We start from the raw sequence: 18,637 nt of genomic DNA, 5'->3' as shown, positions 1-18,637 counted from the left end.
AAGCCGAAGAGGTGTTTTACACCTCTTCGGCTTTTTGATTTTTATGTTGGTACTAGACGCGACGATATTGCTGATAAGCAGCAAAAAACAGTCCGCCAAGGGTAATGAAAATAAGACCGAGGCAAATGCCTGACAAAATTGGTTCTACCATAAATATTTATTAAAACTCACTGACTTATATAGTTTACTTTAGCAATTCTCATTATGAAAATCAGTTTTTGCCTTTTTGCGTTATTAGAGATCGCTGCAACATAACCCACATAATTCTAAGGAATAACTAGTGAACGCAGAAGACCAGACTGTTTAGGCTCTGGCGGAACCACGGGCTGGGGTGGTGTGATTGTTTTTGCATCCACATCCCCACTCAAAGCATTTGGAGCAGGCTGAACCAAAAAGAGCTGCTCAGTACTTTCATATAATTTCTGAGCTAACAAATCATTGGCAGCTTCAGTGAGATGGATGGGATCGATGAAAGCTTGTTGGCTAGTATTTTGAAACAGCTGATAAAAACTGACAAATTTTGGCTTGATCGGACTATTGCTAAAAGCTTGTTCGGCGAGCATATAAGCATTAGTGGCGCGATCGCTATATTCCTTACCCAAAGATTTCAGAATGCCTTCTTCTTCCTTGGTTAAAGATTTTTGCTTACCTGTGATTTCTGGCTGGAGAATGATCAAAGCAGGAATATTGTTAGCCAATCTCATCATTTGCTGAGTATTGTAAAGATGTCGATCAACTCTTTTCTGAATTTCTTTAGGATCTTTGCTGAGTTGTTCGGCATTAAAAACTTGATATTCAGAGCTAAATATACTGATATCTGCTGGGATTACCCATTTTTGCCATGCTTTGACTAGATAAAGTGAATTTAGCCAATTATTAAATTGCTGGGTTTGATGTTGTCGATATTGGGCAAGTGGATCGCGTAACATTTGCTCAATATTACCGATTTCGCGAGCAGTCTGATTGCTAGGCGATCGCAAATCTTCGTAGCCATCGAGGATCAGCAAAGCATTAGGACTATATGTCATCACCTTATGAGCTATCAGGGCAAGTTCATTACCAGAGCTATAGCCTGGAGCCGCCGCCGCAATTACCCGATAGCTACCATCACGAATACGTGGAGGCAATGCTCGCATCGATTCAATTTGATCGGCAAAATAGGGAATTTCTCTGGGCTTAAACTTTTCGGGGCTGCTATTCTGAGAACGAACACGCTCGTTGAGCAATTTCTCAACCTTAAAAGCCAATGCCTTTTGATTTTTTTCCGCCATATTCGTAAAAGCGGTGGAGCCACCAACCAAAAAAACACGGATCTCGTTAGCAGGCTTGACAACGGGTACGGATGAATCTTGACGAAAGCCCTGATCGTTTATTTGCCAATATTCACTACTTTGACTGGGAAGCAATTCATAACCCAGTAGTGGACTGCGTTTTACTTGGAGCAGCCCAGCGTCTGGTAGTCCGGGATAGTTATTACCATTAGAGTCCTGCAATTTAAAGGCATAGGACTGGGCGATCGCTACAGTTTTGTTGGGGGCGAGCTGGTCGTTACTGCCTGTTGCTAAAACTGCTCCTCGAGCAATTAGTTCCGCCAAAATCAATAGTAATGGCAGACCAATTAGGATCAGAAGCAGAGTATTTCGCAACCAAGATTTGCGCTTGGATTGCCAAGAAGTTGTATATCGGGGTCTACGCATGACTACGCTACTGGTGTGCAGCTTTACAGCTTATAACAATTTTTATCTTAATCTTCAAATAACTTGAATTTATTGCTGCGCAATAAAAACCAGTGTTTTGTGGCGCGGCGAAGCCGCGCCACAAAACACTGGTTTTTATTGTTTGAGTTGAATCAACTCGATTTTATAGCCATCTGGATCTTCGACAAAGGCGATTTCCGTTGTGCCATGCTTCATCGGTCCAGGTTCGCGAGTAATTTTGCCGCCTTTTTCTCGAATAGCCTCACAAGCGATATAAATATTTTCCATGCCCAACGCAATATGACCATAGCCAGTGCCAATGTCGTAGGCGCTGGTATCCCAATTGTGGGTTAGCTCAATAACGGCATTGATTGATTCATCACCATAACCAACAAAAGCGAGAGTAAAGCGCCCATCAGGATAATCTTTACGACGCAATATTTTCATGCCGAGGACATTGCTATAAAAATCAAGCGATCGCTCTAGATCACCAACCCGAATCATTGTATGTAAAACACGCATTTTGGTTTTCCTCACTAAGTTTCTTCTTGATTTTGTTAGAGAGATGCTTAGCATCTCTCTAACAGTCTACCGATCATAATCTTCATCATCTAGACTCTTGGGTTCAACTAACCAGTCAGAGTTTTGTCCACCGATAATTACTTCTTCGATCGCGACATATTCCTTATCAAACTGACGCAACGCATTTACCAAGATATCGATCGCGATCGCATCGGTCGTTCCCAAGTCAACCCAACAACGCCCCCATTCGTTTTCGTATTCCAGATCCGTCATGTTATGCATGACCGACATCATCTCGTCATCGGCAGCTTGGTTGTCATAGTCAAAATAGCTAACATCCACACCAGATTCTAAAACCTGCATATTGCAAGCATTGAAACCACCTAATTTACCAAGCAAAAACCAAGAATTAAATACTTCGTCTAACAGTTGTTTTTCTTGCTGAGAGGGGATTTCATTAAATTTTATCCAGATCCATAAGTCGAACCAATCACATTCTCGAAATCTAACTTCCATAATCAACTTGCAGATCTTTCAAAAATCTCGATAAGAATATACCGATACCAGTCTAAGCGATATCACCACAATGCTTAGAAAAGATAAGATACTTCGCAACTCATCTACTTGCTATATATTTTAAAAACGGCTGATAACAGATAAGTAGATAAGCAAAAGAAAGTTTATAGCGCAAAGCTCTGTAAAACCCCAAAAGGGAAATCGCCCGCGTAGCGGGCGATTTCCCTTTTGGGGTTTTTATAACATCAATTTAGTCTGAACTAACCTCTGAACTCGCATTAGAGCCAGGCTTTGGCGCTTGGATAATAAGTTGACGGCGACGACGGCGCAGAAACAAGAAAATTGCTAGGGGACCTAGCCAATAGGGACAATAGACTAGCAACCAGATCGAGAGCTTTAATAGACCAACACTCACAACTGTCAACGAATTGGTTGCACTATTCCAAGTGTTTTGTAATTGTGTGCCGAGATCCGATTGAGGTGGAATGGTCGCTATTTCTGATGAGAGGCTGACTTGGATCGTGGAATAAGCAACTTGATTTTTTAGATTTGTGAACTGAGCATCAATTTGCTCAATCCCCTCCCTGACACGACTAAGTTCTTGCGTAACTTTTAGAACATCCCCCACAGAGCCAGTCTGCTGGAGGATCCCCTGTAGTTGCACTTCAGTTTGGCGCAAATTTTTGAGGCGGGCTTGCAGATCTACTAATTGATTAGAGACATCCTCGGCTTTTAGCGATCGCCCTTTGACAATTCCTAACTGAGCGATCGCCTCGACTACTGCATCAAGCCTTTCTTGAGGGACTCTGAGCTTCAAAAAAACTGACTGAGCAGTACCAGAATTACCAGAACGAAAATCATTCAGCTCTAAAATATCTCCCTGTTGTTGTTTGACAATCCCTGAGACAGCCTTTGTGCTTTCTTCGATGGATTTGACTTGTAAGGAAATTTCAGCAGATTTAATTAGTTGCGGACGCGGTGCAACTTCTTTTGCGGCGGGAGCATTAGGATTTGCGGCTTGTTCGGGCTGAGATCCAAGATTAGGCGCAGAGGAGGGTGCTTTTAACGAAGAAGCACAACTTGCCAGAGCGATCGCAGCCAGTAGACTCACAGCTTTTAGAGATCGAAATGTTTGACTTTTCAGATACTTTCTCGCCATAGTTTTGTCAGATTGACCTTGGGCTTATATTTTAGTTGCGATCGCAGTCTTCTCTAAATTTCTAAATATGTAGTATTATCCATAAAAATAATTTAGACATCTTGATTTTCCTATCCTGTAGGATGTTTAGCACTTTGTAACGATAAGTTACGATACAGTGCTAAAGTTAAATGCTAATTAGTCTAAAAGCCTCAAGAGTGCTATCCCAAGTCCTTGAGTTAAGTAAATAAAGTGTGTTGAGCCCCATCTTTGCTCATGGGTGGGCGATCGCTGAAGCAAACGTTCAGTCGTGAGGAGTATTCCCTACCTGTGGCAACAAATCCAATCAATTTAGGTAATTCAGATTTGTCCAACAAGTCTTCAAAGCCCAAAACCTCTTCATACAAACATAAATGGACACTTTTTGTAGTGTTATTTGTGGCGCTGTTGTCTGGGGGGCTAGGTGCAGGCTTAGCATTTGTATTAAGTAGTAGACCTTTTCAGCAGCGTCAACTATCGACTGATGAGGCGGCAGTATTTAATCGTAATTCCAATGGTATGACTTCAGCGATCGCGGGTGTACCGACGCTGACTCGTCCTGTCAATATTTTGGTACTCGGAACGATTATTCTTACCTCTGACTTACCTGATGCCCAGTCCAAGCCCAAAGGGAAATACTTGGCGGAGGTTGATGACAACCTCAATGGCATGAGTGACGCAATGTTGCTGATCCGTTTTGATCCTGCGACTCAAAAAGTTGCCGTCTTATCAATTCCTCGTGATACCCGTGTAGATATTCAAGGTGTAGGCAAGACAAAAATTAATTTTGCCAACTATGCAGGTGGGGCGCCCCTATCAGCTCAAACCGTTAGTCAAGTATTAGGTGATATACCGATTGATCGTTATATCCGATTCAATGTCAATGGTTTTGGTAAGTTGGTCGATGCCCTTGGTGGTGTTGATGTGTATGTGCCGAAAAAGATGAAATATCAAGACGATAGCCAACATCTATATATCAACCTCAATGCGGGACAGCAAAAATTAAACGGTAGTAAAGCAATTCAATACATGCGCTATCGTCACGACGATCTGGGAGATATTGGTCGTGTACAACGTCAGCAAGCATTTTTCCGTGCTTTTATCGATCAGAAACTAAAGCCCGAAGCCATCACTAAGTTTCCTGAAATCCTTGCCATTGTTAAGGACAATATAGATACAAATCTATCAGTCGAAGAAGTTCTTGCTCTTGCTGGGTATACGTCAAAGATCGATCGTAAAAATATCCAGATGCATATGGCTCCTGGGCGGTTTAGTAACCCTGGCGAGTTTGATAGCTTGAGCTACTGGATTTTGGATAATCGTCGGCTTACCAAAGTCATGAGCCAAAGCTTTGGGATCATCAAGAAAGCAGATGCAGGGCTTGAGGAAAGCACACCTCAAAATCTGAGGATTGCGATCCAAGATAGTATGTCTCAACCTGAAGGATCCAAAAAAGCCACAACTGTTTTGTCTAAGGCTGGATATGCTCAAGTATTTTCTGCTAGCGATCGCTGGACAAAGCCTCTTGCTAAAACGCAGATTGTTGCTCAAAGTGGCGATCGCGAAAGTGCCGAGAAATTGCGAGAAGCTCTGGGTATTGGTGAAGTAGTAATCGAGTCAACGGGAGATATTGAGTCGGATATTACTGTTCGGGTCGGTAAAGACTGGCTTGAAGCAAATAATATTCCTCTTAAGCCTGTTAAACCTACGCAACTCAAACAACAACGTTAAAAAATATAAGAGGTTATGCAAAGCATAACCTCTTATATTTTGGGTAAAAAAAAGAGAAGGCAAAGCCTTCTCTTTTTTTATTTATACATTTGTACTTTGACGGACAATTTTTGTGAAGAGGAAATCAGGTAAAAGCTTGCGGATAAATAATAACTGCTTAGCAAGTGGATCGGCGGGATAACGCAATTTCCATGATTTATCGATGCTAGCAATATAGATAGTTTTGGCTACAACTTCAGGCAATGCTCCCGTTGTCCCAATTTTATTTAGTTTCGTTAATACGCGATCGCTAAAAGCATCATATTCTGGAAAATCAGGATTGCTAGAGCGGTCTGCCGATCGCTCATAAAAGTCAGTTTTAATTGGGCCAGGCTCTACAATTTTGACGCGAATATTGAAAGCTAAAAGTTCATGCTGCAAAGATTCCGAGAACCCTTCTACAGCCCATTTCGTGGCGTGATAAAGGCTATAGAGAGGGAAGGCGACGCGCCCACCAATGGAGGCAACGTTCACAATTACACCTCGCTGGCGATCGCGGAAATGGGGCAGCACTGCGCGAGTAGTTTCCATCAGTCCAAATACATTAGTATCAAATTGACGCTGAATTTGCTCAGGGGTGGAAGTTTCAAAAGCGCCTAACATGCCATAGCCCGCGTTATTTACCAATACATCGATCGCACCAAATTTGGCAATAGTTTCCGCAACTGCATCGGCGATTGTGAGGCGATTAGTAACATCGAGTTTTAGACAAATTACGCGATCGAGATTTGCCAAGCTATTGGTGCGGTTGATTTCTTGATCAGGAGATCGCATTGTAGCGGCGACATTCCACCCTTGTTTTTGGAAATAAAAAGCCGTTGCTCTGCCAATTCCAGACGAGGCTCCAGTAATGAATACAGTTTTAGTCATGTTTTTTATTTACAGCAGTGTTCGAGCAAATCCACCACAAGAAGGGTCGTAGGGCGAAGCCCCGCAATGGGTTTTATATTCTTATTTGTGGCGGTATTAAAGCAAATTTTTTTTAAAGTGCTGCTTTGCAGCTCTTTAAAAAAAATTTGCTTTTGGTTAAGCAACCTTAGCAAATAATTCGGCAATCGGCAGATCGGGGCTATCTGCTCCAACCACGATCTCCACCAACTTGTTTTTTGCTGCATCTTCAAACAAAGCCTCGACCGTTACTTGGGCAACTTTAGTACGAGGAATACTCCCTTCAAACAAAGTATCAGCGCTAGACATTACCAAGCCACCTATTTTCTCATAATTCAGCAATCCGCCAGGGCGAACGATGGTATAGGTCAAACCACTATTTTGCAAATATTTTTCTGCTTGTTTTTTCCAGAAAAGTACTAGCCAGAATAGATTTAAAGGATGGAAAAATTTTGATACGCAAAGAGAAGAGACGATCGTAAAATGTTTGATGTTTTTTGCTTTCGCAGCATTCACTAAGTTCTTTGTGCCAATATAATCCACCAAATATGGCTCCATGGCGTTTAGGCTTGGCTTCGCGCCTGTTGCACATACCAATACATCACAATCTGCGATCGCCTCTGCTAATGTGTCAGCAAAAAGTACATTTCCCCGAACTAATTCCACTTCGGGCGGTAGGATTTTTCTAGCGATTTCTAGGTCACGGACTAAGGCTCTTACTGGAATATTGCGCTTAACTAATTCGGTGACAATATGCCGTCCTGTTTGCCCCGTGGCTCCTGCTACAAATGCTTTCATAGGTTAGTTCTCAAAAAATTACCGAGTTATGGTTCTGCGATTTAATCAAGAAACAATTTTTAGTGGCGTGGCAAAGCCACGCCACTAAAAATTGCTTTCCTACATTACTTCGCTCTTATAGCTCATTGTAATCTGAAACCAATTTTGGGATTTTCAGCGCTGCAGCGCTGAAAATCCCAAAATTGGTTTTGAACCAAAAAGCAAATCCTGAATTAGCCCATCCTTCTATTTGCGATTGAAAACCTCTAAGGTTTGGCGACTAAATTCACGTAGATTTACGACTCCATCTTCCATCGGCATCTTATCGCCAAAGAATTGCCAATTGTCCACCGTCGAAAATCGCCAGCATTCACCTTTATGGTCATGTCCACTTGCCTCAATACCGATCGCCCTCAAGTCACCATCAACAGGATCTTCATATAGTCGAATTTGAAGAAGAATACTGCGAACTTTGAGCCGCCAGCTTACCCCTGGGAAATGAAAGCCAACATCAATCGAATCTGGATCAAGTAATCTGCGAGTATCGGAATTATTCAGCCAAGGTTTTAAGTCAGAGCGTGCAGCAGGATAAATAGCTTTAAACAAATTGACAATCGTGGCGATTTTTGTCGCTACTTCGACATTTCTAGCTTGTTCAGCAGCATTCACGGGCAATACCCTCACATAAAACCTAAAAAAACAAAGATTTGTCAGCTTTTGATTACTAATTTTAGTGTTTATCAACAATAAACTGAATTAACTAGCGATCGCTGTAGCAATTCTCACTATAAAACCAATTGAGGGATTCGCAGCGCCGACGGCGCTGCGAATCCCTCAATTGGTTTTGGCTGGGACTAAATCGGGAATAGCATCAAAATTTGATAATACAGACTGATCAAGACTTAATCGATCTAGTAACTTTGCAAACTCCTTACAGCAAGCAGCAGAGCTTTGCAAGATTTGCTTCTGCGAGAATTTGATCATAATCCATCCTGAATCTACTAAAAAGCGATCGGCTAGATCCTTTTGCATTAGATTTGCCGCACTTTCTGAATCTCCAATAATCTCGATCGCAATATGGACATTTAGTACAGGATCGATATAGGTCAGTGTAGGCAGCCAATCCTGATTAACACTAGGAATGTAAAGCTTTACGCCTTGATAGATTGTTCCTGACAAATTTTGCTGAAGGGTGACTCCGAAATCATAAATAGCTGATTGATCGCGATCTGGAGAATTACTCTTGGCTAAGGCGATCGCATTTTCAATGGGAGGTATCTTTGCAAAAAACTTCTGAAATTGCTGATGCCGAAACTCAATGACGCGCTCTGGAGCATGGGCGATCGCTAGTTTTTGCTCATACTCAACCTCCTCGCGGGAATAAGATTCGAGCTTTTTGAAGTAGTTTTGGAGAGTGTTTTGATGACTTTGGTAGCGTTTTTTGTAGGTGAGAAACTGATATCTGATCCGCACCACAAGTGCCACCGTTCCCACGATCAGCAGCATGATTCCTAACTCTTTGGCAAAGGTAGTTACGATCGCTACGACAAATATTAGACCAAAGCTCAACGCGATCGCTTCTTGAATTTGAATAGGTGTGGGTTGTTGAGTGGGAGGCAAACTTGGCAAAGCAATACTTAGCTTAGGCGCAACAGGTTTGGACTGAGCGATGCGCTGCACTTCTGGGGGGATGAGGATAACAGGAAACTGACGCATCGATTTGTAGTTTGTTTGATCAAAAGCTGCTGTAAATGTAATTCTCACAGTGCTTTGAGAGATTTGCAAGCAAATTAAAGAAAGGCGGCGCGAAGCGCCGCCTTTCTTTATGGAGATTTAGGCATTGTCTAGCCCCGGAATCGAGCGATATAGCTGCACATACTTTTCGGCTGAGGCTTGCCAACTGAAGTTAGTATTCATGCCGCGCTGTTGCAATAAGCGCCATGCATCGGTATAGCGATAACTTTCCCATGCACGTACCATACAGGTATACATATCCAACGGCTCGTAACGATCAAAACTAAAGCCTGTACCTGTTTGAGTAATGGGATCGTGAAATGACACCGTATCCACCAAGCCGCCAGTACGGCGGACAATTGGCACACAACCATAGCGCAGTGAAATTAGTTGGCTCAAACCACAGGGTTCAAACCGACTTGGCATCAAAAAGGCATCGGAGCCAGCGTAAACACGATGAGAAAGCGCTGAGTTAAACAAAATCTGCGCTGACATGCGACCAGGATAACGAGATGCAATCTGCCATAGCTGCGATTCGTAATAGCGATCGCCTGTACCCAAGACCACAAACTGAGCATCGGTATAAGCCAAGAAACGTTCAAGGGTTTGCAGCAGCAAATCAATGCCTTTCTGTTCTACTAAGCGTCCCACCATACCGATTAAGAAAGTTGCAGGATTTACGGTTAAGCCCAACTCTTTTTGCAAAGCAATCTTATTTGCCATGCGATCGTCAAGAGTTTCGACAGAGTAGTTCTGCACCAAGGCGGAATCAGTAGCAGGATTTTCTAACTCCGTATCGATACCATTTAAAATCCCCCAAGGCTTCAAGAAGGAGAGTATGCCTTCTAAACCTTCCCCATAGGTTGGTGTACAAATTTGCTGGGCGTAGGTTGGCGATACCGTATTCACGCGATCTGCATATTTGATCCCTGCTGCCATCGTGTTATGAGCATCCATATACCAAGGAGTCCAAGTGATTTTGTCCAAAAACCATTTCCAAGGTCCCTGATAAGCAAGATTATGAATCGTGAATACAGTTCCAATATCCGAGACTTGATGCATCCATACAGGAATCATTCCTGTATGCCAATCATGGCAGTGAATGATATTGGGCTTCCAATAGTTCCATGAAAATTCAGCAACGGCATTGGCAAACATCGTGAACCGCCAATCTTCATCTTCACCGCCATAAACGCGAGCAGGAATAAATGACCCATGCCCTACTAAGTACAAGGGAACATCTGTACCTGGTAGTACTGTCTCAAAAATATCAAATTCCTGAAACATGGCATAGCCCTTCCATTTCCATTCAGGCTTTTCCTTGAGCTTGTCTGGAATTACGCCGTAGTAAGGCATGATGATTCGTACATCATGCCCCATCTTCTTAAGAATCGGAGGAAGTGCGCCCACTACATCTCCCATACCGCCAACTTTGGCGAGAGGAGCAACTTCAGCCGCCGCAAATAAAATTTTCATTCGTTGATTCAGTACTCGTATTTCAGGCTCTAACTATTTTCATGCATAGCGCGATCGCTAAAGCAGCAATTTTTTTCAAGCTACGCTTTGTGCAAAAAAGAAACCTGCAAAGCGGGTTTCTTTTTTGTTATTGGCGCGATCGCTAAAGCAGCAATTTTTGCAAGAGGTTCTTGAGAGATAAAAAAGAAACCCCAAACAGTGGGTTTCTTTTGATGATGAGCGCGATCGCTAAAGCAGCAATTTTTACAAACTATAGCTGTCGCCAAGTGTACTAGGACGTAAAACCCAAGAATTGATTGGCGGCGCGATGCGCCGCCAATCAATTCTTGGGTTTTGATTTGTCCTAAGACAAGTGACTGCAACTATATGCTTAAAGATTAAAAAGAAACTCACACAGTGAGTTTCTTTTTAATCTTTAAGGAAATGTACAAGCCGCAGTGGGAACTTGCACTGTATTATTTTGAACTCTATATTTACTTGCTGTGCCTGTATTCCCTCTAGCTGTTAGCTCAGTTACCAATGTTGGACTGGGGTTAGCCACAGCGATCGCTGTTGTTAATCCTGCTAGTTGCAACCCTGACGCTGATGTACTCTGCCTACGGAATAGATAATCAAGACTAGATGTGGGATTGTTTAAGGTATTTCCTTCAAACCTGACGCAGAGCGAAGCAGCATTTTGCGATCGAATAATCATCGATGCATCATCTATTCCAACCTGCGTATTGGTGTTTGTAACTTTATTATTCAATACCGCCGCTCGAACAGACGACTGTCCTCCAACTGCCGTTTCTCCTACACGCACCTGAATTGCTGCACCACCGACATTGCTAATGTTGTTATTAGCGATCGTTGTTGTACCAATAGAACCATCAACAGCTCCAAAGCTAATGCCTTTGTTCACGATGTTATCGATGGTATTGTTGCTAATCGTCAACGTGGCGTTTGCATTATTGCCTAAATTGATATCAATGCCATCGGCTCCATCGTTTGCACCTGTAATATTTCGGATAATGTTGCCTGTGATGTTGACAGTCGCAGTGGTCGTAGTAGCGCAACCTGCTAAATCTGGATAGACGCGACAAAGACTAAACTCAATCCCATCAATTTCGACAACGCCTGCGGTGGCGGTATTGTCTCTGACGATGTTGTTGGCGATCGTGAGATTGACATTCCCTGTATTGTTCCTGACCAGAATGCCTGCTTCTACCTGTGTTTGGACATTGGGCTGAATTGTGTTAGTGACTGTGTTACCAGTAATCGCAGCAGTACCACTGACATTGTCGAGGCGAATTCCTTCCGCGATCGCATTGTTGACTTGATTATTTTCAATATTGGTGTTACCACTTGACCCCACCAAAACTATACCCCGTCCTGAATTACCTACTGGTGTAGTACTTGGAGCGGCAATATTGACCCTGTTATAAGCGATCAGGGCATTAGAGTTATTATTGCCGATAATTCCTGCATTTGCACCTGTCGCAGCAACATTCTTGTTAATGCTATATCCGATCAGTGCTTGATTTGAACCTGGTGCTAGAGTAACTGTTCCGTTAACAACTGGGTAGATACCTGTGTTCGATGTGACTGGCAGATTTGAGAAAGTGGCACCTCCAACACCAGCCTGATATGACACTGGGATTACACTCGGCGCACTAGATACAACTTTTGTCCCATCAGGAATCGTAAATCCGCTGAAAGTTGGAGCCGTAGATCCAGTTGGGGTATAGGTATAAACAATTCCATTGCCTCCAGCCGCACCCGCATTGGCAATGGCTGTGGAAAACTGCGAAAAAGAAACAACATTCGGTGTGCCAGTTAAACCAGTAGTACTATCAGCAACTACAAAGAACCTGTAAGGCTGACCAGTCACAGGATTGATGGCTACAAGCCCATCACGAACTGTTTGATTTTCGACTATAACCGAACTACTACGCGAAATTGGTTCGTTCATACGTTCCAGAAGCGTTGGTGGATTTACTCCTCGTGCTGGACGGTTGGAGAAATTAATACCAATATTGAAAAGAATACTCGTGCCAAAAATGCGGTCATTCTGAATCGATAATCCTGCATTAATCAGCTCGCCATAATATCCCAAGCCACCTTTAATCCCCAAAGCTCCGACACTATTGGTAGCTGTGTAATAGTAAGTCCCGACATAGGGGCGGAGATATCCTGCATCGCCAGTAGTGATGATCGTGCCAGCTTCTAACTCCACACCACTCATAGCCGCATCAAAACGCCGATCTCGATCGATCAAAAACTGATTGCCTTGAAAGCTCCCAGTATTCAGGATAGTTTCGCTTAGTTGTGTATTAGTCTTACCCACTGGAAGATAGGTATTGAGCCGCATATCCCAAGATTCCGCAAAAAACTCTAAACCTGCGGAAATTTGCTGAAAAAACTGCGCCCCTGTATCACGATTGTCGTAGGCAAAGTACCCACCTAATACATATTTGGCAACGTCATTTAGCGATCGATAGCCAACTGCAAGATTAGATCCAATGCGCCCATTATTAAAGACTCGGATTTGAGGATTGAGATAGAAAAAATTCTCTGGTGTTTGATTAAGAGGAATACGTAACTCAACACTAGTATTCCCATCTATTCCTGCGCCACTGCCGTTATAGCGAAGTTTAGCATCTAATGGAAATGGATTAGCTTGACTAAACGCTTCTGTAACAATTATTCCGTTTACGCATACTAATGATAATAAGCAAAAAGCTTTGAAGCCCCTAGACACTGATTTTTTCTGCATAGCCCTTAATAATCCATCTTTCCAAAGAAAATCCACACATTACCATTCTGAAAGGTAAAGTCTCACAAGCCATGTGTTGTCTAACACTTGAGTTTATACAATTTTAAAAATCTTCTACAAAGTATCAATTACGCCACAAAAAAATGGGGAAGACACTTTACGTCTTCCCCATTTTTCTTTTTTTAATCACAAATAACCTGCCAAGCAATTTCTTGGTCAATAGCTATTCAGCGATCGCGCCTTCAACCTGATTAGTATCGTTATCATGAGGAAGCTCTAAGCAATAACCTGCACCATATACCGTCTTAATATATTTAGGATGGCGTGGATCTGGCTCTAGCTTGGTTCGCAAGTGGCGGATATGCACACGAATAGTTTCAATATCATCATCAGGTTCATATCCCCAAACTTCCTTGAGAATTTCGCTTGGTGATACCGTTTGACCATGACGCTGCAACAGACAATGCAACAGCTCAAATTCTAAATGAGTTAACTTGACGGTTTTATTAAACCAAATTGCTTCAAAGCGCTCAGGTACAAGCGTTAGTGATCCGAAAATTAAAATTTCACCATGCTTAGCCGCGTCAATAATTCGATTAGTCCGTCGCAATAAAGCACGCACTCGCGCTAGCATTTCTTCGAGTTCAAAGGGCTTAGTCAGATAGTCATCTGCACCTGCGTTAAAACCTTCGACCTTATCTTGAGTTTGTCCCATCGCGGTGAGCATCATTACAGGAATCTCTTTAGTCCGCTCATCCCGACGCAATCTTTGACAAACCGTAAATCCATCAACCCTTGGCAGCATCAAGTCAAGGATGATCATATCTGGCATCAACTGAATGGCAAGTGCTTGTCCTTTGATGCCATCACTCGCTTGACTGACTTGATAGCCAGCATGTTCGAGATTCAGCGTGACCATTTCAGAGATTATCGGATCATCATCAATCAGGAGAAGCCTAGGCATCATTAGTCAAAGTTCCATCTATGTGATTGGATTACGATTTGTTAAATAATATATATCATCCTGATACATATTCAGCAAAGGAGACAGGGTGCATTAACTCTTATTGTTGGCATTTATAGCGATCGCAAAAAATTTCTGGCTAAAGGAGTAGTAGCTATAGAGTAGCAGCTATTTGCAGCCTTCTATACCATGTTGACTAATAAAACAAGCTAAGTCGGGCTTCAACTCTTGCAACATTCTCATACAATATATGAAGATATGTAAAAATTGATTTAAAACTGGTTTATGCGCATGAGCCTTCCAACTACTTCTGTCACCGAACTTTTTGCACCAGTCAAAGATGACTTGCGTATGCTCACGGATAATTTGAAGCAGTTGGTAGGCGCAAGACATCCGATTTTGTATGCGGCGGCTGAGCATTTATTTGAAGCGAAGGGCAAGAGTATGCGCCCTGCACTAGTGTTGCTGGTTTCACGCGCAACGATGAGCGATCGCGATATCACCTCACGTCACCGCCGTCTCGCTGAAATCACTGAGATGATTCATACAGCGAGTCTGGTGCATGACGATGTGATCGACTCTGCCGATCTACGACGCGGAATGCCCACAGTAAACAATAGCTTTGGCAATCGTATTGCTGTACTTGCAGGTGATTTCCTGTTTGCACAAGCATCTTGGTATCTTGCCAATTTAGACGATCTTGAAGTTGTCAAGCTCTTATCAAAAGTAATCACTGATTTTGCAGAAGGTGAAATTCGTCAGAGTCTTACTGCATTTGATGGGGATTTGACGTTAGAAGATTATCTCGAAAAGAGTTTTTATAAAACGGCATCATTAATGGCGGGTAGTGCTAAGGCAGCGGGCGTACTTAGTGGTGTAAGTCAAGTACAAGCTGAACAGTTATTTAATTTCGGCAAGCATTTTGGCATCGCATTTCAAGTTGTCGATGACATACTCGATTTCACTAGTTCGACGGAAACTCTTGGCAAACCTGCTGGTTCTGATCTTAAACAGGGTAATTTGACTGCGCCTGTCTTGTTTGCATTAGAGGAGCATCCTCAGTTACGCGGCTTGATCGATCGCGAGTTTAGTGAGCTGGGCGATTTGGAAAAAGCTTTAGAACTAGTTCACAACAGTGAAGGTGTTTCGCGATCGCGTGAATTAGCAAAGAGTCACGTTAAGTCAGCACTAGTAGCGATCGAATGGCTACCCTCTTCTGCACCCAAACAGTCTTTGATTGGCTTAACCAACTACGTTTTAGATCGGTTGTATTAAGATAAGTAGTAAGTAGTTAGGCACAATTAAATATAAAACCCAAAAATCTGTACCGCCCGCTACGCGGGCGGTACAGATTTTTGGGTTTTAATTATGCCGATGTACTTATTGTGCAAAGCGCGACACTCCTTAATATTTAGGCAAATGAGGTGTAGATATGGTTGCTGTATTAAGCATCGAGAAGGATGCTAATCACTTATCTCCAAACATAATTGAGCAGAACCTAAATACTTGGGTAAGAGCTTCTTGGGATGAATTTATCCAAGTTGCTGACGATCCCAAATATCAAAAATACAAGTTTTATTACTTCAATGGAGAAGCGAGAGTTGAACCTATGTCCACTGGCTCAGACCATTCTGACGATCATCTATTAATTGTGATGGCAATTGGTTTATTCATTGCTGTTAATGGATTAATCATAAGAGGTAAAGATAATTGCTCATATCGTAAGGTTGGGAGCAAAGAAGTCCAGTCTGATATTTCCTATTATGTTGGCGATCGCGCTCAGTTAATTCCTTGGGGGACGGGTGTTGTCGATCTCGATATTTATCCCGCACCTGATTTAGTGATCGAGATTGCCAATAGTTCTTGGTCTGATGATATTGGTAAAAAACGCTTGATGTATGAAGATTTGGGCGTAAAAGAATATTGGGTAATTAATGTAAAAAGTGCTGAGATTTTAGCCTTTGCGATCGCAGATTCAGAGAGTGCTAGAGGTAGTTACAGAATTACGCGATCGCAAATAATTACAGGTTTAGAGATTGCACTTTTAGAAGAAGCTCTGCGCTTGTCGAGAGAAACCAATCATGGTCAAGTAACGTCATGGATATTAACTCAATTCCAAACTGCACTTTAAGACCAAGCATAGACAAAAAAAAGGACTCGCTTTGCGAGTCCTTTTTTTTGTCTATGCTGATTCAGGCTTTGGCATTGAGGCAGGATGCTGCAAAATCTCCGCCGTGGATAATTTTTCGACCATATCGAGAGTGATCAAACACTTAGTTACATCCTTGCGCGAAGGCAACTCGTACATCATGTCGAGCATCAACTGCTCGACGATACCGCGCAAAGCTCTCGCCCCTGTTTTACGTCGATAGGCTTCTTTTGCGATCGCCTGAACTGCATCAGACTGAAACTCAAGCTGGACATTATCCATCTTCAAGAGCTTTTGGTACTGCTTGATCAAGGCACTACGAGGCTCAGTCAAAATTGCCATAAGTGCTTTTTCATCCAAAGGATCGAGTACAGCCGTAACTGGCACACGACCAATAAACTCAGGAATCATCCCAAACTTGACAAGATCATCGGGCTGTACATTCTTGAGGATTTCAGCAGTGCGCTTTTCGCGAGGAATCGACTCACCCTGCTGCACAAATCCCATTGATTTTTTCCCGATACGTTGCTCGATCAGCTTCTCCATGCCACCAAAAGCACCACCGCAAATAAACAAGATATTCTTGGTGTCAATCTGGATGCAGTCTTGGTAAGGATGCTTGCGACCACCTTGAGGCGGTACGTTAGCGATCGTACCTTCGAGCATTTTTAGTAAAGCTTGCTGTACACCTTCGCCCGAAACATCGCGGGTAATCGAAGTATTTTCTCCCTTACGGGCTATTTTATCGATTTCATCGATGTAAATAATGCCACGCTGAGCCTCTTCGACATCGAGATCGGCAACCTGTAACAGCCTCAGTAAAATATTCTCCACATCTTCACCGACATAGCCTGCCTCGGTAAGTGTTGTGGCATCTGCAACCGCAAAAGGCACATCTAGCATTTCTGCTAAAGTTTGTGCCAGAAGGGTCTTACCACAACCCGTGGGGCCAATCAGTAAAATATTCGACTTCTGAAGTTCAATTCCGTCTTCATTCTGACCTTTTGCCGTCGATTCGATAAAACTCAGACGCTTGTAGTGGTTATAAACTGCAACTGACAAAACTTTTTTAGCTTCGTCTTGACCAACTACATTTTCATCGAGATAGCGCTTGATATCACGAGGCTTAGGGATCTGACTGAGATTGAGATTCGCCGCAGTTTTAGTTTTCCGCTTTTCATTGGCAGGGTCTTTGCGCTGGGCAGCTTGGGGCGGAGCGCTATTAAACAGCTCCTCATCGAGGATTTCGTTACATAAATCCACGCACTCATCGCAAATGTATACCCCTGGTCCTGCAATTAGCTTGCGTACCTGCTCCTGCGATTTACCACAGAAGGAACATTTAAGATGAGAGTCATATTTACTGGGCATAAGCTATCTCGCTGTGGCTAGACTAGGGATAGGGCAGATGGCTGGAGGCTTTTGGAATTGGTTAAAACTTGATCGATTAAACCATATTGTTGAGCTTCCGCAGGTGACATAAAGAAATCACGCTCGGTATCTTGCTCGATCTGTTCGAGAGGCTTGCCTGTGTTGGCAGCTAACATCTCGTTAAGCGATCGCTTAATATACAAGATTTCCCGCGCTTGGATTTCAATATCAACTGCCTGACCTTGAGCGCCACCAAGAGGTTGGTGAATCATGATCCGTGCGTTTGGCAAAGCCATCCGCTTGCCTTTGGCTCCAGCCGCTAGTAGAAACGCGCCCATACTTGCAGCCAGCCCCATGCAGATTGTACAAACATCGGGACGGACGTGGTTCATGGTGTCGAGGATCGCCATGCCTGCGTAGACTGAGCCACCAGGAGAGTTGATATAGAGGTAAATATCCTTTTCAGGATCTTCAGCTTCTAAAAACAAAAGCTGAGACATGATTAAGTTCGATGTGGTGTCATCTACTTGCGAACCCAAGAACACAATCCGCTCACGCAGTAAGCGCGAGAAAATATCAAATGCTCTCTCGCCTTTACCTGATTGCTCGACTACCATCGGCACAACCTGATTTTGGGTCGCGATCGCAAAGTTGTTTGATGCTAATTGACTAGATAAAGGGTACATGCGTTTTGAATTCACCGTAATTTTGATGCGTTATCTTAAGCAAAGCTTGAGTGGCAAAGCTTAAGTTCTACCATACCAACTTAAAAGCTATTATGCCTCAAAAATAGTATTGGATAGCTACTCAGCACAATTAAAAGCCAGAGTCAAAACCTGTA

General features: G+C 42.9%; 17 protein-coding genes. 3 read left to right on the top strand and 14 right to left on the bottom strand.

All coding sequences use genetic code 11. The annotated features are described in order from the left end of the window. Window positions 1-52: 52 nt before the first annotated feature. The 5 genes from petG to APA_RS19575 all read right to left on the bottom strand — a co-directional run bounded on the left by petG (window position 53) and on the right by APA_RS19575 (window position 3,894). Window positions 53-151, bottom strand: coding sequence for a cytochrome b6-f complex subunit V (gene petG / locus APA_RS19595; protein WP_071590170.1), 99 nt, complete (start codon window positions 149-151; stop codon window positions 53-55). 115 nt (window positions 152-266) lie between these two features. Next, window positions 267-1,697, bottom strand: a complete 1,431-nt coding sequence (locus APA_RS19590; RefSeq protein ID WP_201323926.1) for a hypothetical protein — start codon at window positions 1,695-1,697, stop codon at window positions 267-269. 135 nt (window positions 1,698-1,832) lie between these two features. Beyond that, window positions 1,833-2,219 (bottom strand): lactoylglutathione lyase, encoded by a 387-nt coding sequence (gloA, locus tag APA_RS19585; protein WP_236579886.1) that lies wholly within the window; start codon window positions 2,217-2,219, stop codon window positions 1,833-1,835. Between the two features lie 66 nt (window positions 2,220-2,285). After that, window positions 2,286-2,735, bottom strand: coding sequence for a DUF3531 family protein (locus APA_RS19580; protein ID WP_201323924.1), 450 nt, complete (start codon window positions 2,733-2,735; stop codon window positions 2,286-2,288). Window positions 2,736-2,985: 250 nt separating this feature from the next. Next, entirely contained in the window at window positions 2,986-3,894 is a 909-nt protein-coding gene (locus APA_RS19575; RefSeq protein WP_201323923.1) for a DUF4349 domain-containing protein, read from the bottom strand. A gap of 255 nt (window positions 3,895-4,149) precedes the next feature. Here APA_RS19575 and APA_RS19570 point away from each other — a divergent pair, with 255 nt between their 5' ends. Next, window positions 4,150-5,643, top strand: coding sequence for an LCP family protein (locus tag APA_RS19570; RefSeq protein WP_201323928.1), 1,494 nt, complete (start codon window positions 4,150-4,152; stop codon window positions 5,641-5,643). An 81-nt stretch (window positions 5,644-5,724) separates the two neighbouring features. Here the strand turns inward: APA_RS19570 and APA_RS19565 are convergent, their stop codons facing one another. The 7 genes from APA_RS19565 to APA_RS19535 all read right to left on the bottom strand — a co-directional run bounded on the left by APA_RS19565 (window position 5,725) and on the right by APA_RS19535 (window position 14,276). Continuing rightward, a complete protein-coding gene (locus APA_RS19565; RefSeq protein WP_201323922.1) occupies window positions 5,725-6,552 on the bottom strand; it encodes an SDR family oxidoreductase in 828 nt (275 codons plus the stop codon). Between the two features lie 156 nt (window positions 6,553-6,708). Then, window positions 6,709-7,368: an SDR family oxidoreductase gene (locus tag APA_RS19560; protein WP_201323921.1), complete on the bottom strand. Its 660-nt coding sequence runs from the start codon at window positions 7,366-7,368 to the stop codon at window positions 6,709-6,711. Between the two features lie 225 nt (window positions 7,369-7,593). Beyond that, window positions 7,594-8,016, bottom strand: a complete 423-nt coding sequence (locus APA_RS19555; protein WP_201323920.1) for a hypothetical protein — start codon at window positions 8,014-8,016, stop codon at window positions 7,594-7,596. Between the two features lie 165 nt (window positions 8,017-8,181). Further along, the gene (locus APA_RS19550; protein ID WP_201323919.1) at window positions 8,182-9,111 is read right to left on the bottom strand and encodes a hypothetical protein; all 930 of its coding nucleotides are present in this window, start codon (window positions 9,109-9,111) and stop codon (window positions 8,182-8,184) included. A 69-nt stretch (window positions 9,112-9,180) separates the two neighbouring features. Further along, the gene (gene glgA / locus APA_RS19545; protein WP_201323918.1) at window positions 9,181-10,557 is read right to left on the bottom strand and encodes a glycogen synthase GlgA; all 1,377 of its coding nucleotides are present in this window, start codon (window positions 10,555-10,557) and stop codon (window positions 9,181-9,183) included. A gap of 415 nt (window positions 10,558-10,972) precedes the next feature. Further along, window positions 10,973-13,312, bottom strand: coding sequence for an inverse autotransporter beta domain-containing protein (locus APA_RS19540; RefSeq protein WP_201323917.1), 2,340 nt, complete (start codon window positions 13,310-13,312; stop codon window positions 10,973-10,975). A 223-nt stretch (window positions 13,313-13,535) separates the two neighbouring features. Next, window positions 13,536-14,276: a response regulator transcription factor gene (locus APA_RS19535; RefSeq protein WP_201323927.1), complete on the bottom strand. Its 741-nt coding sequence runs from the start codon at window positions 14,274-14,276 to the stop codon at window positions 13,536-13,538. A gap of 291 nt (window positions 14,277-14,567) precedes the next feature. Between APA_RS19535 and sds the strand changes: the two genes are divergently transcribed. After that, a complete protein-coding gene (gene sds / locus APA_RS19530; protein ID WP_201323916.1) occupies window positions 14,568-15,551 on the top strand; it encodes a solanesyl diphosphate synthase in 984 nt (327 codons plus the stop codon). Between the two features lie 157 nt (window positions 15,552-15,708). Then, entirely contained in the window at window positions 15,709-16,407 is a 699-nt protein-coding gene (locus APA_RS19525) for a Uma2 family endonuclease (protein WP_201323915.1), read from the top strand. Between the two features lie 51 nt (window positions 16,408-16,458). On the opposite strand, the gene clpX is transcribed toward APA_RS19525, so the two are convergent. Both clpX and clpP read right to left on the bottom strand, forming a co-directional pair. Beyond that, entirely contained in the window at window positions 16,459-17,796 is a 1,338-nt protein-coding gene (gene clpX / locus APA_RS19520) for an ATP-dependent protease ATP-binding subunit ClpX (protein ID WP_201323914.1), read from the bottom strand. A 17-nt stretch (window positions 17,797-17,813) separates the two neighbouring features. After that, window positions 17,814-18,482: an ATP-dependent Clp endopeptidase proteolytic subunit ClpP gene (gene clpP, locus APA_RS19515; protein ID WP_201323913.1), complete on the bottom strand. Its 669-nt coding sequence runs from the start codon at window positions 18,480-18,482 to the stop codon at window positions 17,814-17,816. Window positions 18,483-18,637 lie beyond the last annotated feature (155 nt).

Origin of the sequence: Pseudanabaena sp. lw0831 (genome assembly GCF_016584665.1) — a bacterium.
Taxonomy (GTDB): domain Bacteria; phylum Cyanobacteriota; class Cyanobacteriia; order Pseudanabaenales; family Pseudanabaenaceae; genus Pseudanabaena.
Note: the sequence above shows the minus strand (reverse complement) of the source record. Positions and strands in the feature narration are given on the sequence as shown.